The sequence below is a fragment of the Spiroplasma poulsonii genome (genome assembly GCF_009866525.1).
GTDB classification, from domain to species: domain Bacteria; phylum Bacillota_I; class Bacilli_A; order Mycoplasmatales; family Mycoplasmataceae; genus Spiroplasma; species Spiroplasma poulsonii.
Genome location: NZ_CM020866.1, coordinates 436,241 through 457,045, shown reverse-complemented (window position 1 = coordinate 457,045; position 20,805 = coordinate 436,241). Strand labels below are relative to the sequence as shown.

Sequence of the window (20,805 nt, the reverse complement as noted above, 5' to 3'; positions counted from 1 at the left end):
CTTTCTATCATAAGTATGAATCTTTTGTTTCATCTTCTAATTTCTGTGACTTTTTGTCAATAAAAGCTTGTTGAGTAATACGACCTTTAACTTGACGCATTGTTTCTAACGCAACTGACACCATAATAATTAATCCTGTTCCTCCAATTGCTAATGCACTTGGTAATGATGTTAACTTACTAATTACATATGGTAAAATCGCAATTGCTGCTAAAAAGACTGATCCTAAAATACTTAAACGGTTAATTGTTCCTTTAATGTATTTTTCGGTTTCTTTTCCGGGACGGACCCCTGGAATAAAAGTTCCGGCCTTTTGAAAGTTTTCCGCAATCTTTTCTGGATTCATTTGAACTTGTGAATATAAGAACGTAAATAAAATTGTTAACACAGCATAAATAATAATTCCTGGCCAAGTACTAAACGATAAATAATTATTCGTAAATTGGACAAAGCCATTAGCTGGATTGCTAACGCTAATAATTTGAGCGACAGTAATTGGCGCTGAAATTAATGCTGAAGCAAAAATTACTGGAATAACTCCCGCGGAATTAATTTTTAAGGGTAGGAAGGGATGATTATTTTCATCACCTGACGCTAACCCACTTCCGGTTTGTTGAATTGGTAATTTACGTTCTGATTCATTTAACATTACAACAAACAACACTACCAATAAAAACATTACAACATAAACTAAGAATTTTAAAATTCCATCAAACAATAAGTTAATATCCTCTTGTCCTGAAATTCAAAACTTAAATGTTGTTTGTAAATTGTTTGGTAATTGCTCAACAATTCCAGCAAAAATAATTAACGAAACCCCATTTCCGATTCCTTTAATTGTCATTTGATCTGCTAATCATAACATTAACATTGTTCCAGCAATTAAAGCCGTTGGTACTAACAGATAATAGAAAATTGGACTTCCAGTTCCAAAATCAGATGAATCTCATTTTGGCGAAATAATTCCTTGATTTGCCATTGTAAAAATTGTTGCAATTCCTTGCATAATTGCAAACGGAATTGTTAATCATTTTGTTAAACGATCTAATTTTTTTCGACCGCGTTCCCCACTCTTCGCTCAGCGCGATAGTGGGGGAATAACGTCAGTTGATAATAACTGCACAATAATTGAAGCAGTAATATATGGTGAAACTCCTAACGCTAAAATAGAAAACTTCCCTAATGTTCCTCCTCCCAACATCGAAATCAAACTAAAGAACTGGTCATTGTTTGATAGATCTTGGAAGTTCTGTGAAATTGTAACACCTGGGACTGTTAAATAACTTCCCAAGCGGATTAAAACTAAAACTAATAAGGTAAAACCAATTCGTTTCATCAAATCTTTATTTTTAACAAAGAAATTTGATGATTTAACAATATCAATATCACCATTTTTGCGGGTTGTTTTTCTTTTTTTTGTTTTAGTTTTCACTATATTACCTCCACTTTTCCTCCGGCTTTTTCAATTGCTGCTTTTGCAGTTTGTGAAATTTTGTTAACTTTAACATTAACACTCTTATATATTGTACCATTCCCTAAGATTTTAATTAATTCTTTCTCATTTTTTAGCACTTTTTTTGCAACTAATGTTTGATGGTTAACGTCATTTAAACTAAGTTTTTCTAAATCACTTAAGTTTAATAACACATAAGTTTTTGTTGAAATATTAGTAAACCCAACTTTTGGTAAGCGGCGAAAGATTGGCGTTTGTCCCCCTTCAAAACCAGAACGAACGCCACCCCCAGTACGAGCATTTTGCCCCTTATGACCTTTCCCCGAAGTTTTTCCAAGACCAGAAGAAGTTCCTCGTCCTAAACGTTTTTTACTATGACGAGCCCCTTCGGTGTATTGTAATTCGTTTAATTTCATCTTCCTTACCTCTTATCCTTGTAATTCTTCTGGGGTTTTACCACGTAATTTCGCAATTTTCTCAACTGTTCGTAAATTGCGTAAACCATCTAATGTTGCTCTAATCATATTGATTGGCGTATTTGATCCTAATGATTTTGTATAAACATCTGCTAAGCCCGCTAGCTCAATTACTGCTCGCGCTGGCCCCCCGGCAATAACTCCGGTTCCCTTGCACGCTGGTTTAATTAAAACCTCACCGGCTCCAAAATGACCAATAATTTGATGGGGAACTGTTGTTCCAACTAAAGGCACTTTTACTAATTGTTTTTTTGCTTCTTTAATTGCTTTTTTAATTGCATCAGGAACTTCATTTGCTTTTCCAGTTCCAAACCCAACACGACCTTTTTTATCACCAATAACGACAACTGCCGCAAAACGGAAGTGACGTCCTCCTTTTGTAACTTTTGTCACACGACGAATTGTTACTACTTTTTCTTCAAACATATTATCCTCACCACGACGATCAAAGTTTCGTTCTGAACGTTGATATGGTTGACGGGGATTGTTTCGTGAAAAATCACCTTTTGGTGGTTGTGATGGTGTTGATGGTCCACCAGTATTTGGTGTTAAATCTGTTTTATTCTCTGCCATATTTTCTTATTGCTCCTTTTAAAATTTTAATCCTGCTTTACGCGCAGCTTCTGCAAATGCTTTTACTTTTCCATGGTATAAGTACCCACCACGATCAAATACTACTGTTGTAACTTTTTTATCAAGTGCTTTTTTTGCAATATCAGTTCCGACTTTTTCTGCCGCCCCAACATTACTTGTTGTTTTTAAATCTGCCATTTTTAATGTTGAGGCAACAACAATTGTTGTTTGCTTAACATCATCAATTAATTGGGCATAGAAATGCCCATTCGACTTGAACACATTCAAACGGGGAATTGCAGAAGTACCATTGATTTTTGCACGAACACGAAAATGTCTTTTTTTACGTTTTGCGCTTCGACTTTGACTTTGTAAATTTGCCATTGTTGTTCTTCCTCTCTTCTGCTATTTACCAGCAGATTTCCCTTCTTTACGAATAATATGTTCATCTTTGTATTTAACCCCTTTTCCTTTGTAAGGTTCAGGTTTACGATAATTTCTAATGTTAGCTGCTACTTCCCCAACTAATTGTTTTGAAATTCCTTCCACAACAATTTGTGTTGGTTTGGGAAGGGTAATGGTAATTCCTTTTGGAATATGATACTCAACTGGATGGGAATATCCTAAGTTTAAGGTTAATTTATCACCTGCTAAAGCAGCACGATAACCAACCCCATTAATTTCTAATTCTTTTTTGAAACCTTTGCTAACACCTTCCAACATTCCTTGAATTAAAGAATTGATTGTTCCGTGTAATTGCTTACTATGTTTCACGTCATTTGCTCTTTCTGTTGTCACAATGCCATCTTTTGCGTTAACGGTAATAACACTTGGGATTGCTTGTTCTAATTGTCCTTTTGTGCTTTTGACAATAACATTGTTTGGTTGAATTGTTACTTCAACACCTGTTGGAATTTTTAACTCTCTATTACCAATACGAGACATTTTTCTGTTCTCCTTTAAAGTTTGCTATCAAACATAAGCAATAACTTCCCCACCTAAGTGAGCATGTTTTGCTGCTTTATCTGTCATAATTCCTTGGCTTGTTGAAATAATTGCAATTCCCATCCCATTTAAAACTTGAGGTACTTTTTCAACCGTTACATAAACTCTTAATCCTGGTTTTGAGATTCTTTTTAATCCTGAAATAACTTTTGTTTTTCCTTTGTACTTCAAAGTTAAACTTAATTCTTTTTTCACATCTCCTGATATTTTAAAATCTTCAACATAACCTTCTTCTTTCAAAATCTCAGCAATTCTTACTTTCATTTTACTTGAAGGAATGATCACACTTTTGTGTAAACGTTGGTTAGCATTTCGAATTCTTGTTAACATATCAGCAATTGTATCAATCATCATAATTAATTAGTCTCTCTTTCTATCATGAAGCTTTTCTAACCCCAGGAATTTGTCCTTTGTATGCTAAATTTCTAAAGCATAAACGACATAAATTAAATTTACGTAACACAGTATGAGGTCGTCCACAGTTTCCACAGCGAGTATAACCTCTTACCTTGAATTTTGGATGGCGTTGTTGTTTAACTTTTAATGATTTTTTGGCCATATTTCTTTCCTCCTATTTTTTAAATGGCATTCCCATTTTACCTAATAAGGCGTGAGCATTGCCATTATTACTTGCACTTGTGACAATTGTGATATCCATTCCACGAATTTTTTTAACTTTATCATAGTCAATTTCGGGAAAAATAATTTGTTCTTTGATTCCTAGCGTGTAATTCCCGCACCCATCAAAAGCGTCGAGACTAACCCCACGGAAATCTCTTACTCGTGGTAAAGCAATGTTAATTAGTTTATCTAAAAACTGATACATCTTTTTACCACGTAAAGTAACTTTTGCTCCAATTGGCATTCCTTCTCGTAATTTGAAGGCCGCAATTGAACCTTTTGCTTTGGTAACAACTGGATGTAATCCTGTAATTAACGCTAATTCATTTGTAATATCTTCGATTACTTTACTATTTTGTGCTGCATCACCAGCTCCCATGTTAACAACAATTTTTTTAACAGCAGGAACTTGCATAATTGACTGATAACCTTGCTCTTTGAATAATTCTTTAACAATTACATCTTTATATTTTTTTTCTAAACTAACATTCATTATTAATAATTATTCCTTTCTTTACGCTAAATGCGCTTTTGACTTACGAGCAATGCGAACTTTTTTACCATTATCAGCAACTTGATAGCTAATTTTAGTAATTTCTTTTTTGTTCTTTGGATCAATTAATGCAACATTTGAAATATGAATTGAAGCAGGAACTTGTTGAATTCCTCCTTCGGTGTTGTCTTGTGACGGTTTAACATGTTTAATATTAGTAATTCCTTCAATGACAACACGACTTTTTTCACGTAAAACACGGATGATTGGTCCTTCAGTTCCCTTGTGTTTTCCCGTTACAACTTTGACTAAGTCACCTTTTTTAAATTTAACTTTACTCATAACTTAGCCTCCTATAATACTTCTGGCGCTAATGATGCAATTTTTCCAAATCCAGCATCCCTAACTTCACGGGCAATTGGACCAAAAATACGTGTTCCCCGTGGCGTCTTATCTTCTTTAATTAAAACTACTGCATTTTCTGAAAATTGAATTTGTGTTCCATCGGTTCTTTTTAATCCGCGTTTTGTGCGAACAATAACTGCTTTAACAACTTGCCCTTTTTTAACAATCCCACCGGGAGTGGCTTTTTTAATGGTACATACAACAATATCCCCAATATTAGTAAACTTACGTCATGAACCACCTAAGTTTTTAATTACTAACACTTCTTTTGCTCCAGAGTTATCGGCAACTCTTAATCTTGTTTCTTGTTGGATCATTTATTTTTCCTCTTCTTAATTAACCAATTGCTTTTTCAATAACTTCAATTAAACGAAAGTGTTTAGTTTTTGATAAGGGACGTGTTTCCATAATACTTACCTTATCCCCAGTATGTGCTTGTTCATGTTCGTCGTGAGCTAAATATTTTTTTGAATACTTAAAACGTTTTTTATATAATGGGTGGTTTTTGTATGTTTCAACTAAAACAGTAATTGTTTTATTGCTTCGATCCGAAATAACACGGCCTTGTAGCACTTTTCGACTATTTCTTTCCATTATTTTTTCCCTGTCCCTTTCTTGGTAGTTGTTTTATCATCGGCTTTTTTTGTTGTTTTTCCGGCAGTTAAAATTTTATCACGATTTTCTTTTCAATTTGTTCCATAAGTATACTCTGATGCTTTTGGATCTTTTGTTTTTAAATCTAAATTGATTTTAACACCTGTTCAGCGACCTTTTTTTGTTCCGATTGAAATTGAACTTTTCATTGCTGCTAATTTTTCTTTTGCATTAAGTTCAACATCTTTTTTTGCAGTATTAGTTCCCGCTGATTTTTTTGTTACTTTTGGCATTTCGATTTCTGCTTTTGCCGAAGTAACTGATTTAACGGTTACTGTTGATTTGCTACTTGTTGTTGGTGCAGCTGGTTTGCTTTCTTGCAACGGTGCTGCTGGTTTTTTCGCGGGGGCTGCTGAAACTTCTTTTGTTGTTGCTGCTTTTACCACTGCTGGTTTTTTGTCATCTGCTTTAGCAACTGGTTCAAGATTTGGCCCTTCCGCAGTCATTTCCATCGCATCAGTTAATGGTAAATCCATTAAACTTGTCATATTGTCTTCGGGACCTTCTTGTTCTGCCAGAATTTGATCAATTTTGGCTTTGCGTTGCTTTGCAAATTCTTGTGATTCTTTTTCAATTTTAGCGTATGTTTCACTTAAATTAATTTTGACATTAATTGCTGTGTTTTCACCAGCTTTTTTACGAGAAGATAAGATTGTTAAAATGCGAGCAATTTGTTTTTTCAATTCCCCAATGCGATGTGGTTTTTCTAAGTTCCCCATTGCTGATTGAAATCTTAAAGCAAATAATTCAGCGCGTGATTCTTCTTCCAGTCTTTTTAACTCTTCAACTGATTTTTTGTTTAAATCATTCATCTTACTCTTCTCCTTTTTTTATAATCTTACATCTCACTGGTAATTTATGCATTGCTAAACGTAACGCTTCACGGGCTGTTTCTTCTGAAACTCCTGTTACTTCAAACATAACAGTTCCCGTTTTAACTACTGCTACTCACTCTTCTGGTGAACCTTTCCCTGATCCCATCCGTACTTCTAATGGTTTTTTAGTTTTTGCCATATGGGGAAAAATTCTAATTCAAACTTTTCCTCAACGTTTCATATAACGTGTCATAGCAATCCGCGCTGCTTCGATTTGACGGTTTGTAATTCATGCTCCATCTAGTGACTGTAATCCAAATTCTCCAAAATCAACTTTAGTATTCCCTTTTGCTTTTCCTTCGTATTTAATCCGATGTGGACGACGATATTTCGTTCTTTTTGGTAATAACATTATTTTGCCTCCTTAGGAGCAGAACGTGATTTTGGTGGATATTCACGACGATTATTGTTCGAACGATCATAATCTCTTCGTTCAAACTTTGGTTTTTCATCGCTAGTTGTGACTAGATCTTTACTTAAGATTTCACCTTTACAAATTCAAACCTTAACACCGATTTGACCATAAGTTGTCAAAGCTTCAGCCAAAGCATAATCAATATCACTACGTAAAGTGGCTAATGGTACTGTTCCTTCGGTATATCCTTCGGTACGAGCCATATCAACGCCACCTAAACGTCCTGATACAGCAGTTTTAATTCCTTGTGCACCAGCTTTCATTGCTTTTTTAATTGCTAACTTTTGCACAGTTCTGAATGATGCACGATTAACAATTTGTTCTGCAATTGTATTTGCAACTAATTGTGCATCAGTATCAGGGTTTTTAATTTCAACAACATTAATTTTTACTTCCATTTTACGATCACCAATTGTAACTCTTACTAGTTTTACTAATTCGACGATGTTTTTTCCTTCTTGCCCTAAGACAACACCAACACGAGCAGTTCTAATAAAGATAACAATTTCTTTTTTTGTTCGCTCAATTTCAATTTTAGAAACACTAGCTCCTTTTAATTTTTTCATTAGAGCTTTTCTAATTTTGATATCTTGATACAATCAATTCACATAATCTTGCTTTTCAGCATATCATCTTGAATCTCATGTTTTAATAACTCCAACACGTAATCCCGTTGGACTAACTTTTTGACCCATATCTTGTTATCTTCCTTTCTTATTGCTGCCCATCACTAACAGTAACTGTGATGTGACTTGTTCTCTTTAAAATTTCATATACGCGTCCGTGGGCACGAGGACGGAATCGTTTTAATGTTGGTCCTTCGTTAACGAAGATTTCTTTAATAAATAAGCGATCAGCATCCAAGCCATTATTGTTAACAGCGTTTGCCACTGCTGACTTTACTAATTTTTGAACTGGTACTGATGATTTTTTGTTTGTGTTGTTAAGAATAACTATTGCGTCTCCCACTTTTTTATTTCGAATTAAATCGATAACCAATCTAACTTTTCGTGGCGATATTCGAATACTTCTTAAGTTTGCTCTTACATTCATTTATATAATACTCACTTTCTGAATTTAATTATTTTTTCTTTTTCTTATCATCGCCATGGCCACCAAATTTTCTCGTTGGTGAGAATTCTCCTAATTTATGACCAACCATATCTTCAGTAACATAAACCGGAATATGTTCTTTTCCGTTATGTACAGCAAAGGTATGACCAATAAATTCAGGGAAAATAACGCTTCTTCTTGATCAAGTCTTAACAACTTCTTTTTTATTTATTGCATTTAATGCTTCAACTTTTTTTTGTAAATGTTTATCAACAAATGGTCCTTTTTTTAGACTTCGTGACATTGTTGTACCTCCTTTTAAATAATCTCTCTAATTTCAATCTTTACTTTCAACTACTATTCGTCATATTTGACTGCTAATTAGTAAGATTATTTAGTGCGTCTTCTAACAATTAGTTTAGTTGAAGCTTTTTTCTTATTACGAGTTTTTACTCCTAATGCTTTTTTACCTCATGGTGTCATTGGTGCTTTACGCCCAACAGGAGCTTTTCCTTCTCCCCCACCATGCGGGTGATCATTTGGGTTCATAACTGACCCACGAACAGTTGGCCGAATTCCGCGTCAACGGTTACGTCCTGCTTTTCCTCAATTTACTAAGCCATAATCTTCATTTCCAACTTCTCCGATAGTTGCACGACATTCAGCTAGAACCTTACGAACTTCACCAGAAGTTAGTCGAATTGTAACATATTTACCATCTTCATCTTTCCCTAGTAATTGAACTGATGAACCCGCTGAACGCGCTAATTGTCCACCTTTACCAGGACGTAATTCTAAATTATGAAGTACTGTCCCTTCTGGAATGTTTTTTAATTTCATACAGTTTCCAACTTTAATATCATTTTTTTCCCCACTAATAATTTGCCTTCCAACTTTAATTGTTTTTGGTGCTAAAATATATCTTTTTTCACCATCAACATAATTAACTAAAGAAATAAAGGCATTACGATTTGGATCATATTCAATTGTGGCAATTTTACCAACAACATCATCCTTATTTCGCTTAAAGTCAATAATTCGATATTTAACTTTATGACCGGCACCTTTATGTCTTGTGGTAATAACCCCTTGGTTATTACGACCAGCATGTCTTTTCCGAGTTTCAATTAATGATTTTTCCGGACGATCAGTTGTTAGAACGGAATAATCTAATGTTGTCATATTACGACGACTCGGTGTAACTGGTTTAAAACTCTTAATTGGCATTTTTATTTATCCTCCTATTTCGCCAATAAACAGTCCCAGATAGTTGTATCCTGGAATTATTTATCTTCTCCTAATAAATCTAATTTTTCTCCTGGTTTTAATTTAATGATTGCACGTTTTGTATACGTTGTTTCTCCAACAAATTTTCCCATTTTCTTTTCTTTTGGGTCATAATTAATAACATTAACTTTATCAACCTTTACTTCAAAGATTTTTTCAAAAGCTTTTTTAATTTGAACTTTATTAGCAGTACGTGCCACTTCAAAAGTGTAAACCCCATCAGCCATATTACGATATGTTTTTTCTGATAAAATTGGTTTTTTAATGACATTTGTAATATGCATTATGCGTACACCTCCTCAATTGCTTTAACCGCTTGTTCTGTTATTAATAGTTTCTCAGCATTTAGTAAATCATAAATATTAATTCCAGCAGATGTAATTATATTTACTTTTTCAATATTACGTGATGATTTAAAGTTAACTTCATCACCATCGGTTGTAATGATTAATAATTTTTCATTATTAACTTTTAAATTATTTAAAACCCCAACCATTGCCTTTGTTGAAGGTTGTTCAATTCCAAATTGATCAATTATCACTAAATTTTTGTCTTGTGTTTTTAATGATAATGCTGATTTAATTGCTAATCTTCTTACTTTTTTATTAACATGTTTTAAGTAATTTTTTTCTGGAGTTGGACCAAATACGATGCCTCCCCCTTTTCATTGTGGTGCTCTAATTGAACCCTGGCGAGCACGACCAGTACCTTTTTGTCTTCAAGGTTTTCTTCCCCCACCAGATACTTCAGTTCTTGTTTTAGTTTTGTGTGTACCTTGACGCATTGCCGATTGTTGCGCAACAACAGCATCAAACATTGCTTGTTGGTGTGGTTCAATCCCTCAAATTGTCTTATTTACACTAATTTCTTTAATGCTACTTCCCTTCGCATCAAGTACTTGTAATTTCATTTTAAAATTCCTTTCTAAAAAACTATTCTTCAACTGATGCTGGTGCATCGGTTGCTGGTGCTGCTTCAACTGGTGTTTCAGCAACTACCTCAACTGGTTTTTCTGTTTTAATTTCGGGTTCTGGTGTTTTTGATTCAACAGTTCTTTTAATTAGTTCTGTTGGTGTCTTTGGGTTTAAACCTTTAATTGTTTCTTTAATAACTACAAACTGTTTGTTTGGTCCCGGAATTGAACCTTTTACTAACAAGGCGTTTTTTACAGTGTCAATTGCAACTACTTCTAAATTTTGAATTGTTACTTTTTCAGCTCCCATATGCCCCGGCATTTTTTTTGATTTTAAAATGCGGTTTGGAGCAATTGGTCCCATTGACCCAACTCCACGGTGATATCCTGATCCATGACCCATTGGTCCACGCGAATAGTTGTGTCGTTTAATTGACCCTGTAAATCCTTTCCCTTTTGAAGTTCCGGTTACATCAACGAATTCCCCAGCAGTAAAGATATCAGCTTTAATAATATCGCCAGAATTATAGCCATCCATGTTTCTGATTTCTTTAACGAAGCGCTTAGGTGTTGTATTCGCTTTTTTAAATTGTCCTTGGTCTGGTTTTGAAACCAAGTTAATTCTTTTATCTTCGACAGCTAATTGAAGCGCTTGATAACCATTTTTTTCTTTACTTAACACTTGTAAAACAACATTAGGTTGTACTTCAACTACTGTAACTGGTATTAGTCTACCATCGGTAGCAAAAACTTGTGTCATACCAATTTTGCGTCCTAAGATTCCTTTCATTTCTTTCCTCCTTGAAAATACGTCATGTATATCTTGCTGATAAATTAAATTTAAGAACGGTTATTTATTTCATTTCAATTTCAACACCACTTGGTAATTGAACACGTTTTAGAGTATCAATTACTTTTGGACCATCAGGATTAATGATATCAATAATTCTTTTATGTGTTCTCATTTCAAATTGTTCTCTTGAATCTTTGTATTTATGAGTTGCACGTAAAATAGTAATGATTTCACGATCAGTTGGTAAAGGAATTGGTCCTTTAACTTTTACTCCTGCGGCTTGGGCTGCTTCAATGATTTTTTGAATTGATTGATCAACCACACGGTGATCATAACCCTTTAATTTTATTCTCATTTTAGTTTGAGCCATTACTTTTCCTCCTAATTTATTTATATTTTTTGTGTAAACATTTACAACGCCTATCAGTGTATCAAAGATAGACCACAAAAGATGTTTCCACAAAATATACATACTAATTTATTTTATTGGATAACATCCAATAATGCAAGTACTTTTTTAAAAAAAATAATATTTTAAAGGGGATAAAATTAGCAATTATTATCACATTCATAATCGTCAGTAACAGAAAAATATTATCTTATCTTTTATATATTTTTTTAATCTCGTTATAATTATTATTGTATAAAAGTAACAAAGGGTGGGGAGAAAAATGGCAAACAAAAAGAATGATAAAACTATCATATGAAAAAAGTCAAAAATTGTTGAACATGATTTAAGTTATGAAAAAATCCAAGAGTTTAAAGCACAAGTAGTTAAAATTGAGCTTGATAATTTAGCACGTAAAACATCACGAGCCCATGAAGTATACCGTAAAACAAAGAAAAAACCAAAACTTGATAAGAAAAAAATAATTGATAAAAATAATCCAATAGACTTCTTGCATTACTTGTTAAAAAATTGCAAATATTTGTAAAAAAGATACTAATAGAAAAATATAATTTTAATTAATTATGTTTTTTATTTAAAAATTTAATATTTTTCCACAACGAAAAATTAATTTATTATTTAAATTATTTAATTTTAAATAAATATTTTATGTTAAATATAATAATTGTAAATTATAAATTGAGGCAATTAAATTAAATCTTAAACCAAATCTTTTTCTTCGATTACGATATTTTTCTGTAATAATTTTAAATTTTTTAAGAATAGCAAAAATATTTTCAATAATAATTCTCATTTTTGAAACTAGTCTATTATATTGCTTTTGTTCTTTGTTTAAAGGATTTTTCTTTGTTTTCTTTGTAGGTATTAGAACATTATTGTGATTTTTTTGTATTCCTTGATAACCACTATCAACTATTAATTTGGTATTTTTTAAAATTGGGATTTTTGATTCTTTAAATAAAGCATAATCATGTTTTTTTCCGAGCGAAAAACTTGTTGCAATAATTTTTTTGGTTTCTTGTTCGATAATTACTTGTGTTTTGATCGTGTGTTTTTTCTTTTTACCAGAATAAGATTGTTTTTGTCTTTTTTTGGGCGTTGGATTGGAGTTTCGGTAGCATCAATAATAATAGTTTTATCATTAAAATAATCATTTATTAGTGCTTTTTTACCAGCAAGTTGTTGAAAATCAGAGTTTTTAATTAAAATATCTTCAATTCACTTAATATTACGATAACAATTAGCCTCACTAATATCAAAACTTTTACCAAGATTAAAATAAGTCTGATATTCTCGTCAATATAATAAAGTCATCAATAATCTATTTTCTAATGATAATTTATTAGTTTTACCACCTTTTTTAAATTTTTCTATTTCAGCAACTTTTAAAATATCTAACATTTTATTAAAAGTGGATTTTTTTATTCCTGTTAATCTTAACCATTCTCTATCATTAACAGTATTAAATTTATTATTGTTCATATTTTTATGTCCTCATAAATTATATTTTATAATAATATTTTAATAAAAAAGGGTATCGCAAGAAGTCTAATGTATAAAATTTTATTAAATGCCCAAAAAAAGAATAACCAGTTAAGAAAACAAGCTTTTAAAACTAATGACCCTAATTATATTGATGTTAATAATATGACTGTTGCTGATTGTGTTAAAATTGTTAAATTAGCGAAAAAAAATAATCCATATTATCGCCAACTATTATTAGAAAAAACACAACTGGACTTTCTGAATTAGCCCGAAAACGAAAAATTGAAATGATGACACAAGCAGCTCAATCAAAAAAAAGATCAAAAAAATAAAAAAAGTATAAAAAACTCTTTTATACTGTTAATTTATTTGTGATAAACTTCATTATTAATAATTTTAAATCCCCGATAAATTTGTTCTAGTAAAATTAATCGACATAATTGATGCGGTAATGTTATTGCTCCAAAGCTTAATTGAAAAGCAACCTGTCCTTGGATTGATTGTTAAATTAAAACCATGACTACCACCAATAATAAACATTAATTTTGCTTTTTTAAAATCCTTAACATCTGCTATTAAAGCAGCAATTTTTTCACTTGTTAATGATTTACCATCCAGAGCTAATAATACTTTATAATAATCGGGATAATCTAAAGCTTTTTTTATTACTAATACTGTTTGTTCATTAACTGCTACTTGTTCATTTTTATTGACAATTTCTTTTATTTCAATGATTTCGATTTTAGCATAATGTTTAATTCGCTCTAAAAACAAAGCACAACCCGATATTAAGAAACTTTTATCTAATAGACTTCTTGCGATACCCTTTTTTATTAAAATATTATTATAAAATATAATTTATGAGGACATAAAAATATGAACAATAATAAATTTAATACTCTTAATGATAGAGAATGGTTAAGATTAACAGGAATAAAAAAATCCACTTTTAATAAAATGTTAGATATTTTAAAAGTTGCTGAAATAGAAAAATTTAAAAAAGGTAGTAAAACTAATAAATTATCATTAGAAAATAGATTATTGATGACTTTATTATATTGACGAGAATATCAGACTTATTTTCATCTTGGTAAAAGTTTTGATATTAGTGAGGCTAATTGTTATCGTAATATTAAGTGAATTGAAGATATTTTAATTAAAAACTCTGATTTTCAACAACTTGCTGGTAAAAAAGCACTAATAAATGATTATTTTAATGATAAAACTATTATTATTGATGCTACCGAAACTCCAATCCAACGCCCAAAAAAAGACAAAAACAATCTTATTCTGGTAAAAAGAAAAAACACACGATCAAAACACAAGTAATTATCGAACAAGAAACCAAAAAAATTATTGCAACAAGTTTTTCGCTCGGAAAAAAACATGATTATGCTTTATTTAAAGAATCAAAAATCCCAATTTTAAAAAATACCAAATTAATAGTTGATAGTGGTTATCAAGGAATACAAAAAAATCACAATAATGTTCTAATATCTACAAAGAAAACAAAGAAAAACCCTTTAAACAAAGAACAAAAGCAATATAATAGACTAGTTTCAAAAATGAGAATTATTATTGAAAATATTTTTGCTATTCTTAAAAAATTTAAAATTATTACAGAAAAATATCGTAATCGAAGAAAAAGATTTGGTTTAAGATTTAATTTAATTGCCTCAATTTATAATTTACAATTATTATATTTAACATAAAATATTTATTTAAAATTAAATAATTTAAATAATAAATTAATTTTTCGTTGTGGAAAAATATTAAATTTTTAAATAAAAAACATAATTGATTAAAATTATATTTTTCTATTAGTATCTTTTTTACAAATATTTGCAATTTTTTAACAAGTAATGCAAGAAGTCTAATGAACCAACTGTTAAAATTTTAATATCCATTACTTGTATTGATCTGTCATTGAATCAACATTAATTTTTCATTTTAAATCAGGAAAAGCATAATCTGGTGATAACGATGGAAATTGTCCATTTTTATCAACTTTTTTATCTTCATCAGCTGTTAAAATTCCATCTTTGTCACCTTTTTTAACATATCCTAATGCAATACTAAAACTTGGATCGATATTAGGAACTGGAATCTTAAAATTATAGTCATGATAATCATCATTTGTTAATTTACTAAAATCATAAAAACCATAACTAAGAAAAAACCATTGATGAGCATATGTTGGTTTATCCGTACTACTATTTGGATTTTTATAAACCAAGTAATTAGCGTAAGCAACTAATTTATCAATTGTTGCTGAAAAAGTAAAACGTTTATGTTCGCCTTGGAATTCAAACCGAATTGTTACATTTGGAATTGTTATCGCAAAATAACGAGCTGATTGATAACCACGGTTCTCATTAATCTGGTCAAATCCTTTATTATAATTGTTATTTGGATCATTTAATCAATCTAAAATTGTCGCAACTGACGATAAAGTTTTTAATGATGGTGGTGTATAAGGTCCTTTTTTACTACCTCACGTATGTTCTTTCACTCAATCTTTATTTGATGTTTTTTCTGCATTACCACTCATTGTTACTAAATTTTGATTATTAGGATCAACAACAGTTGGGTTTTCATTTGCCGTTAAACTAACTTGGGTATAATATGAATCATAACTAGTTGAATAATTAGTAAAAAATTCTTCTCATAAGGTTTTTTGATTAATTTTTTTTGCATTATCAAAAGGATCAGTTCCATCAATTTTTGCATTTGCAATAATATTATCTTTTTGTTCTTTTAATCCGGCAGCAATTTGTTCTGGTGTTCAATTTGCTCCTTTTCCAGTTGTCTTACTATTGTCTTTTGTTAAATTTATTCCAGTTAAAAATGGAACAACGACATTACTAATTAATCCCATTCTTCCCCCTTGTAAACTATATTCATAAGGAGCTCCCGTTTCATCTTTCCCTGATTCAGCAGCGTTATCGATTCCATTAACTGATTTTCCAGTTACAGTCGGCGCATAACTAAATTTTTGATTCCCATTATATACAAAAACAGGCACCGGATTTCCTTGCGGTGTTGTATTACAAGCAACAAGTGACGTTGTTGATGTTGTAATTAAAGTTGTTGCTGTAAAAAGTGATAATAATTTACGCATTTTAGACCTCTTTTCCTAAGCGTTTATTTAATATAATTGCATCTCTGCTACTAACTAAAATGTTAACCTAAATTTTAACATTTTGCAAACCATAATCAGCAAATGAACCATGTTTTTTTACAAATAATAATTCGACACTACCAGTTGGACCATTCCGATGCTTCGATAAAATTAACTGTGCTTTTTCAGTTTCCAATGGAGCATCTAAGTTATTTGGATCATGGGTTGCATAATAGTCTTCACGAAATAAAAACATGATAATATCAGCATCTTGTTCAATTGCCCCTGAATCACGTAAGTCTGACATAATTGGACGTTTATCTTCTCGTTTTTCAACTGACCGTGATAGCTGAGATAAACAAATAATTGGTACTTCTAATTCCCGCGCTAAAGCTTTTAATTGGCGCGAAATAGTTGAAACCTCTTGTTGACGAGAATCACTAAAATGCATTCCCGTACTCAATAATTGTAAATAATCAATAACAACTAATCCAACTTCATTTTCACGACACAGTTTTCGAAGTTTTGATTGTAATTCAATAACTTTTAATCCTGGTGTATCATCAATAAATAACTTGGTTTGTTTTAAAAAGTCCGCAGCCTTTGTAATATTTTCTCAATCACGAGTTTGTAAACCTTTTCCAGTACGAACTTTTGCTGAATCCACTGTTGAATAACTCCCAATCATCCGTTGAATCAATTGTTCTGCGGGCATTTCAACTGAAAAAATCGCAACAGCTTTTTTTGATTGTGCTGCAGATTTAACAGCAAAATTTAGAGCTAATGCCGTTTTCCCCATTGATGGTCGTGCTGCTAGAATAATAAAATCCCCTTTTTGAAAACCTGATGTCATTCGGTCTAAATCACGAAAACCACTTGGACTACCTGTTAACATTTCACCAGAATTTTCTAACAATTCAATTTTTTGTAAAACTTTGTCAACTTCATCAAATGATGTTTTAAATAAATTTCCTTTTCGTTCTTTTTTAACATCCAAAATCTCTTTTTCGGCTTTGCTAACAACTTCATCAATTGGCTGATGAGTTTCAATTTCACGATGGATATTTTCAAGCACCGCTTTTAAACGGCGTGAAGTGGTGTTTTTAATAATAATATCTAAATACTCTGTTAAATTTGCATCAGTTGTATATGATTGAAATAAATCTGTTAAAAATTCAATTCCCCCAATTTTATTTAACATATTATTTTTTAACATATAATTACTTAATGTCGTAATGTTAATGGCTACTTTTGCCAAAAACTGTTCTTGTAAGGCTTTAAAGATAACTTTATAATTCATTACGGTAAAATCTTCTTCTGTTAAAATTGAAAACACTTCTTCTGCAGCAGCAATTGAATGAGCAATAATTGCTAAAACATTTTTTTCCGCATCATTAATAACATTAATCTTATTTAACTCTTTTTTACTTAAGTTATCCATTACCTAACTCTCCTTTTTATCAATCATCACCTTCAAAGTTGCAATTAAATTAGGGGCTAATTTAATTTTTAAATAGTGCAACCCAAAACTTGTTAAATTATTATTATCAAGAAATTTCTTTTTATCAACTTTTAAATTAAATTCTTTTGCCAAACGATATTCAATTTGGGTTAATGAAATTGAACCAAAAGTTTTATTATCATGAACTTTTAATTTAAAATTTAAGGTTAATTGTTCTAAAGCTGTCTTTAGTTCTTCTAATGTCGCTTTATTTGCTACTGCTTGGGCTGCTTGTTCGGATAGAACAACATTGAGTTTTGCTAAATTAGCTGGGGTTGTTGGAATCCCAATTCCTTCTTTAATTAAATAATTTTTCGCATAACCATCTGAAACTTCAATCACATCATTAATTTTGCCTTTGCCCTTAACATCTTTAATTAAAATAACTTTCATCATAATCACCTATTATCAATTATATAGGAAAACTATCTTAAAAAAATACTTCTTTTATCATTTTAAGAAGGATAATAAAAAACGAATGATACTATTCGTTTTTAACCAATATCTAATAAGTACAAACATAAGACAGCTTTCTTAAAAACCTTGTCTAAACGTTTTTCTGCATCAGGATCTTCTTGGTATGTTAATGAATTACGATATTTTGTATGTTGTAAGAAACTAAAAATATCATATTCTAACTTAGGATTAAATTCTTTGATGTCTGTGCGTTTTTCTTCTAACAACGGCAATAATTTATTTAATACTGTTAACTTAGCATTAATATCACCATTATTAGCAAAATACTCCGTAAAGATTGATTCCTTATTAATTTTTTCTTCATCATCATTATCATTATCAAATGAGCGCTTTGATGTAAACCCCGGTTTTCGTCTTAACTTTCTGTTACTACCAAAATGATTTTCTTTTACACCAAAACGTTTAACCTTGCAACTGTTACTAATTGTCTCAACAACATCAATGCCAAATCAATCTAACAATTCATAAATTTTAGTTGGGAAACTATTAAAAGCAATTGACTTATAATTATTTAAAGCATTAATAGTTGGTCCATCTGTTTCTGTTGATAAATTAACAACATTTAAACTATACTCACAAAACTTTAATAGTTCTGAATCTTCAACAAAAAAGGTATCAATTTGATTATAAATTACATCATAATTTTTTTGATCTTTTTTTTGAACTGATTTTTTATTTAAATCTAATTCCAAGTCATTAATCAAATCAATACTATAACTTTCTTTTATAATTCCTAATTCTTGTAAAGTATTATTTACTTCTAAATTAATATTAAAAAAAATAATTGCTTTATCAACATTCATTCCAAATAATTTAGTTGACGAATTATCTAACGATGTTTTAATAAATTGGTCATTGACCATCACTGACCAATCAGATAAAATTTCTTTAAAATTTGTTAAAAAATACGCATATCTTTCATTTTCATTTTTATCAAAAATTGACATACTTCACCCCTGATTATATTTTTTATTTCTACATTATATATATTATACCAAAAAAACAAGATTAATTAAAGCAATAACTTTGGATTTATATTTGATGATAAATAAAATAATTTTAATAATCATCGCTTTTTTATTGCATTCTATTTTCTTAACCAATTATCTTTTCTAAACAATTAAAAAAACATACCAATGGGAATTTGATATGTTTTGTTTATTGTTTACTGTTTAAATTAAATATATTTGAAATGGTGGACCCGAACGGGATCGAACCGTCGACCCCCTGCGTGCAAGGCAGGTGCTCTCCCAGCTGAGCTACGGGCCCAAAATTAGATAAAAAATGGTCGGGCTAAATGGACTTGAACCATCGACCTCACCCTTATCAGGGGTGCGCTCTAACCAACTGAGCTATAGCCCGAAAACCTAAATCATTATAACATTAATTTTATTTAAAAAACAACTATAAACCCAAAATATTTTAAAAAAATAAGAAAATAATTTTTAGAACCCTAATCTAATTATTTATAGTAACTATCAGTAAAAAACAATTAAATTAAATAATAATTAATATAATTTTTAACCATATAAAAATGTTTCTCCTAACTTTAGATATTAATAAAAACCTAGAAAGGTTTTTATTAATATTTTCTTAGTTAAAAGAAACATTGCAAAAATATTTAAATTACTTTTTATTTTACAATCGGATTTAAGTCTTCAATATCGTTAACATTTTCACGATTTGATTTTTTACGACTTTGTTTTTCTAACTTTGCTTGCAATTTTGCCGCTTTTAATTCTTCTTTTGCTAAACGTTTTGTTTCTTTCTTTGACATTTCTGAATTATGATTAAAATCATTATCATTAATAAAACTAAAGAAATCATCATCATTTAAATCAGTTGGTTTCGTTGTCGCTTGCGGTTGTGATACATCTTGGTTAACATAAACTGGGTTTGCAACAAAAGCTTGTTCGTAGTAATCTGGCATTCCTGCTCCCGCTTGATTTTGTTGTTGCTCACCAGATGTTCCTTGTTGTCCAAATCCTTGTGATCCTAATGGGTCACTCTCTGCTCCTTGTTGTTCTAAAGGCAATTCATTTGTACCAATTGGTTGTGTACTATTATATTGTTCTTGTACAGTAACAGGTGCTATTGGTTCAACTTGGGCTGTTTGTAGAGGTTCTGATTTAATATCAGTAACATTTGAAACAGCCACATTTTCAGCATTAAAAACACGACCGCTTTGTTGGCGATCATTATCTTCATCAGCATTCTTTCTTAAATCATCATCCCTTTTACTGCCCTGATACTTTTTTTCTGTAGAATCTTTTCGATGGTAATCTTCTTCTGAATGTTCATAATAACCCCCATGGCCACAAGTGCATCCACCACCACAGCCATTTTGCGATCAATGGTTAGGATATATGCCGTGATACATTCCTGTGTTCATTCCCATTGGTGGCATTGGCGGCATCATTGGATAATACGGATATGGCGCTGGCGCTGGTTGTTGAATAAAAAAGACTTGTGGCGAAGCACCACTAGCCGCAGGATACGGAGTAATAACTTGTTGTTGTGGTGGTGTCGAATATTGTGGGATTGCTGATACTGCTGAATAATTATTTGCAGGTGAAATTAATGGTGACAACGTTAGTGTACTAATAAACACTTCAGCATCACGGCGACTTCTAAATAACGCTATTTCACTATTGGTATCATGTGACTTCACTAAATATCCTTCTTCATTTGGTAAGATATAAAAGCCATTATTCATTACTACACCTCATTTACCCTATCTTCTACCCATACTTTACTATATACATTATAGCATAAAAAAAGGAAATAATATATAAT

The 20,805-nt window shown here is 31.0% G+C and carries 33 protein-coding genes, 2 tRNA genes and 1 pseudogene; 4 read left to right on the top strand and 32 right to left on the bottom strand.

Features of this window, described 5'->3' with window-relative positions:
* Positions 1-4: 4 nt before the first annotated feature.
* The 21 genes from secY to rpsJ form a co-directional block, all read right to left on the bottom strand.
* Positions 5-1,432 (bottom strand): preprotein translocase subunit SecY, encoded by a 1,428-nt coding sequence (secY, locus tag MSROBK_RS02515; protein WP_040092946.1) that lies wholly within the window; start codon positions 1,430-1,432, stop codon positions 5-7.
* A complete protein-coding gene (gene rplO / locus MSROBK_RS02510) occupies positions 1,432-1,869 on the bottom strand; it encodes a 50S ribosomal protein L15 (protein ID WP_040092944.1) in 438 nt (145 codons plus the stop codon). The genes secY and rplO overlap by 1 nt, the downstream gene beginning before the upstream one ends.
* 12 nt (positions 1,870-1,881) lie before the next feature.
* Entirely contained in the window at positions 1,882-2,355 is a 474-nt protein-coding gene (rpsE, locus tag MSROBK_RS02505) for a 30S ribosomal protein S5 (protein ID WP_040093398.1), read from the bottom strand.
* A 165-nt stretch (positions 2,356-2,520) separates the two neighbouring features.
* Entirely contained in the window at positions 2,521-2,886 is a 366-nt protein-coding gene (gene rplR, locus MSROBK_RS02500) for a 50S ribosomal protein L18 (protein WP_040092942.1), read from the bottom strand.
* 21 nt (positions 2,887-2,907) lie between these two features.
* Positions 2,908-3,447, bottom strand: coding sequence for a 50S ribosomal protein L6 (rplF, locus tag MSROBK_RS02495; RefSeq protein WP_040092941.1), 540 nt, complete (start codon positions 3,445-3,447; stop codon positions 2,908-2,910).
* Positions 3,448-3,471: 24 nt separating this feature from the next.
* A complete protein-coding gene (gene rpsH / locus MSROBK_RS02490) occupies positions 3,472-3,861 on the bottom strand; it encodes a 30S ribosomal protein S8 (protein WP_040092939.1) in 390 nt (129 codons plus the stop codon).
* Positions 3,862-3,880: 19 nt separating this feature from the next.
* Positions 3,881-4,066, bottom strand: coding sequence for a type Z 30S ribosomal protein S14 (locus tag MSROBK_RS02485; RefSeq protein ID WP_040092938.1), 186 nt, complete (start codon positions 4,064-4,066; stop codon positions 3,881-3,883).
* A gap of 12 nt (positions 4,067-4,078) precedes the next feature.
* The gene (gene rplE / locus MSROBK_RS02480) at positions 4,079-4,621 is read right to left on the bottom strand and encodes a 50S ribosomal protein L5 (protein WP_040092937.1); all 543 of its coding nucleotides are present in this window, start codon (positions 4,619-4,621) and stop codon (positions 4,079-4,081) included.
* Positions 4,622-4,642: 21 nt separating this feature from the next.
* Entirely contained in the window at positions 4,643-4,963 is a 321-nt protein-coding gene (gene rplX / locus MSROBK_RS02475; RefSeq protein ID WP_040092936.1) for a 50S ribosomal protein L24, read from the bottom strand.
* An 11-nt stretch (positions 4,964-4,974) separates the two neighbouring features.
* Complete coding sequence (gene rplN, locus MSROBK_RS02470) at positions 4,975-5,343, bottom strand: 50S ribosomal protein L14 (RefSeq protein WP_040092935.1); 369 nt, start codon at positions 5,341-5,343, stop codon at positions 4,975-4,977.
* A gap of 19 nt (positions 5,344-5,362) precedes the next feature.
* Complete coding sequence (rpsQ, locus tag MSROBK_RS02465) at positions 5,363-5,623, bottom strand: 30S ribosomal protein S17 (protein ID WP_052443438.1); 261 nt, start codon at positions 5,621-5,623, stop codon at positions 5,363-5,365.
* Positions 5,620-6,492: a 50S ribosomal protein L29 gene (gene rpmC, locus MSROBK_RS02460; RefSeq protein ID WP_040092932.1), complete on the bottom strand. Its 873-nt coding sequence runs from the start codon at positions 6,490-6,492 to the stop codon at positions 5,620-5,622. Before rpmC ends, rpsQ begins: the two co-directional genes overlap by 4 nt.
* Before the next feature lies 1 nt (position 6,493).
* Positions 6,494-6,907 (bottom strand): 50S ribosomal protein L16, encoded by a 414-nt coding sequence (gene rplP / locus MSROBK_RS02455; protein ID WP_040092931.1) that lies wholly within the window; start codon positions 6,905-6,907, stop codon positions 6,494-6,496.
* Positions 6,907-7,665 carry a 30S ribosomal protein S3 gene (rpsC, locus tag MSROBK_RS02450; protein WP_040092930.1) on the bottom strand — a complete coding sequence of 253 codons (759 nt, stop codon included), beginning with the start codon at positions 7,663-7,665 and terminating at the stop codon, positions 6,907-6,909. The genes rplP and rpsC overlap by 1 nt, the downstream gene beginning before the upstream one ends.
* A gap of 19 nt (positions 7,666-7,684) precedes the next feature.
* Positions 7,685-8,023: a 50S ribosomal protein L22 gene (rplV, locus tag MSROBK_RS02445; RefSeq protein WP_040092928.1), complete on the bottom strand. Its 339-nt coding sequence runs from the start codon at positions 8,021-8,023 to the stop codon at positions 7,685-7,687.
* Positions 8,024-8,051: 28 nt separating this feature from the next.
* Positions 8,052-8,327 (bottom strand): 30S ribosomal protein S19, encoded by a 276-nt coding sequence (gene rpsS, locus MSROBK_RS02440; RefSeq protein WP_040092927.1) that lies wholly within the window; start codon positions 8,325-8,327, stop codon positions 8,052-8,054.
* 86 nt (positions 8,328-8,413) lie between these two features.
* Entirely contained in the window at positions 8,414-9,250 is an 837-nt protein-coding gene (gene rplB / locus MSROBK_RS02435; RefSeq protein ID WP_040092925.1) for a 50S ribosomal protein L2, read from the bottom strand.
* A gap of 56 nt (positions 9,251-9,306) precedes the next feature.
* Positions 9,307-9,594 (bottom strand): 50S ribosomal protein L23, encoded by a 288-nt coding sequence (gene rplW, locus MSROBK_RS02430; protein WP_040092924.1) that lies wholly within the window; start codon positions 9,592-9,594, stop codon positions 9,307-9,309.
* Positions 9,594-10,220, bottom strand: coding sequence for a 50S ribosomal protein L4 (rplD, locus tag MSROBK_RS02425; RefSeq protein WP_040092922.1), 627 nt, complete (start codon positions 10,218-10,220; stop codon positions 9,594-9,596). Before rplD ends, rplW begins: the two co-directional genes overlap by 1 nt.
* A 22-nt stretch (positions 10,221-10,242) precedes the next feature.
* Positions 10,243-11,013 carry a 50S ribosomal protein L3 gene (rplC, locus tag MSROBK_RS02420; protein WP_040092920.1) on the bottom strand — a complete coding sequence of 257 codons (771 nt, stop codon included), beginning with the start codon at positions 11,011-11,013 and terminating at the stop codon, positions 10,243-10,245.
* A gap of 64 nt (positions 11,014-11,077) precedes the next feature.
* The gene (rpsJ, locus tag MSROBK_RS02415; RefSeq protein ID WP_040092918.1) at positions 11,078-11,386 is read right to left on the bottom strand and encodes a 30S ribosomal protein S10; all 309 of its coding nucleotides are present in this window, start codon (positions 11,384-11,386) and stop codon (positions 11,078-11,080) included.
* Between the two features lie 301 nt (positions 11,387-11,687).
* Between rpsJ and MSROBK_RS02410 the strand changes: the two genes are divergently transcribed.
* A complete protein-coding gene (locus MSROBK_RS02410) occupies positions 11,688-11,951 on the top strand; it encodes a hypothetical protein (RefSeq protein ID WP_052443437.1) in 264 nt (87 codons plus the stop codon).
* 120 nt (positions 11,952-12,071) lie between these two features.
* Here the strand turns inward: MSROBK_RS02410 and MSROBK_RS12920 are convergent, their stop codons facing one another.
* Positions 12,072-12,470, bottom strand: a complete 399-nt coding sequence (locus MSROBK_RS12920) for a transposase family protein (protein WP_242441474.1) — start codon at positions 12,468-12,470, stop codon at positions 12,072-12,074.
* On the bottom strand, positions 12,455-12,907 hold the full coding sequence (locus MSROBK_RS12915) for a transposase family protein (protein WP_040092916.1): 453 nt from the start codon (positions 12,905-12,907) through the stop codon (positions 12,455-12,457). The genes MSROBK_RS12920 and MSROBK_RS12915 overlap by 16 nt, the downstream gene beginning before the upstream one ends.
* A 69-nt stretch (positions 12,908-12,976) precedes the next feature.
* On the opposite strand from MSROBK_RS12915, the gene MSROBK_RS02400 reads away from it, so the two are divergent.
* The gene (locus MSROBK_RS02400) at positions 12,977-13,177 is read left to right on the top strand and encodes a hypothetical protein (RefSeq protein ID WP_227991384.1); all 201 of its coding nucleotides are present in this window, start codon (positions 12,977-12,979) and stop codon (positions 13,175-13,177) included.
* 98 nt (positions 13,178-13,275) lie between these two features.
* Here the strand turns inward: MSROBK_RS02400 and MSROBK_RS12050 are convergent, their stop codons facing one another.
* Positions 13,276-13,350: a 23S rRNA (pseudouridine(1915)-N(3))-methyltransferase RlmH gene (locus tag MSROBK_RS12050; RefSeq protein WP_258267094.1), complete on the bottom strand. Its 75-nt coding sequence runs from the start codon at positions 13,348-13,350 to the stop codon at positions 13,276-13,278.
* 121 nt (positions 13,351-13,471) lie between these two features.
* Positions 13,472-13,684, bottom strand: a pseudogene (locus MSROBK_RS12045) (23S rRNA (pseudouridine(1915)-N(3))-methyltransferase RlmH); the annotation flags it as partial.
* A gap of 102 nt (positions 13,685-13,786) precedes the next feature.
* Between MSROBK_RS12045 and MSROBK_RS12910 the strand changes: the two are divergent.
* Both MSROBK_RS12910 and MSROBK_RS12905 read left to right on the top strand, forming a co-directional pair.
* Complete coding sequence (locus MSROBK_RS12910) at positions 13,787-14,239, top strand: IS5 family transposase (RefSeq protein WP_040092915.1); 453 nt, start codon at positions 13,787-13,789, stop codon at positions 14,237-14,239.
* Positions 14,224-14,622 (top strand): transposase, encoded by a 399-nt coding sequence (locus MSROBK_RS12905; RefSeq protein ID WP_416375032.1) that lies wholly within the window; start codon positions 14,224-14,226, stop codon positions 14,620-14,622. The genes MSROBK_RS12910 and MSROBK_RS12905 overlap by 16 nt, the downstream gene beginning before the upstream one ends.
* Positions 14,623-14,816: 194 nt before the next feature.
* Here the strand turns inward: MSROBK_RS12905 and MSROBK_RS02385 are convergent, their stop codons facing one another.
* The 7 genes from MSROBK_RS02385 to MSROBK_RS02355 all read right to left on the bottom strand — a co-directional run bounded on the left by MSROBK_RS02385 (position 14,817) and on the right by MSROBK_RS02355 (position 20,725).
* On the bottom strand, positions 14,817-16,031 hold the full coding sequence (locus MSROBK_RS02385) for a lipoprotein (protein WP_040092913.1): 1,215 nt from the start codon (positions 16,029-16,031) through the stop codon (positions 14,817-14,819).
* A 67-nt stretch (positions 16,032-16,098) separates the two neighbouring features.
* The gene (gene dnaB, locus MSROBK_RS02380; RefSeq protein WP_040092912.1) at positions 16,099-17,472 is read right to left on the bottom strand and encodes a replicative DNA helicase; all 1,374 of its coding nucleotides are present in this window, start codon (positions 17,470-17,472) and stop codon (positions 16,099-16,101) included.
* A 3-nt stretch (positions 17,473-17,475) separates the two neighbouring features.
* Positions 17,476-17,925 carry a 50S ribosomal protein L9 gene (gene rplI / locus MSROBK_RS02375; protein WP_040092911.1) on the bottom strand — a complete coding sequence of 150 codons (450 nt, stop codon included), beginning with the start codon at positions 17,923-17,925 and terminating at the stop codon, positions 17,476-17,478.
* A 101-nt stretch (positions 17,926-18,026) separates the two neighbouring features.
* Complete coding sequence (locus MSROBK_RS02370; RefSeq protein ID WP_040092909.1) at positions 18,027-18,956, bottom strand: hypothetical protein; 930 nt, start codon at positions 18,954-18,956, stop codon at positions 18,027-18,029.
* A gap of 246 nt (positions 18,957-19,202) precedes the next feature.
* Positions 19,203-19,278: transfer RNA gene (locus tag MSROBK_RS02365), tRNA-Ala, on the bottom strand.
* Positions 19,279-19,294: 16 nt separating this feature from the next.
* Positions 19,295-19,371: transfer RNA gene (locus MSROBK_RS02360), tRNA-Ile, on the bottom strand.
* A 271-nt stretch (positions 19,372-19,642) separates the two neighbouring features.
* A complete protein-coding gene (locus tag MSROBK_RS02355) occupies positions 19,643-20,725 on the bottom strand; it encodes a hypothetical protein (RefSeq protein ID WP_040092908.1) in 1,083 nt (360 codons plus the stop codon).
* Positions 20,726-20,805: the final 80 nt, after the last annotated feature.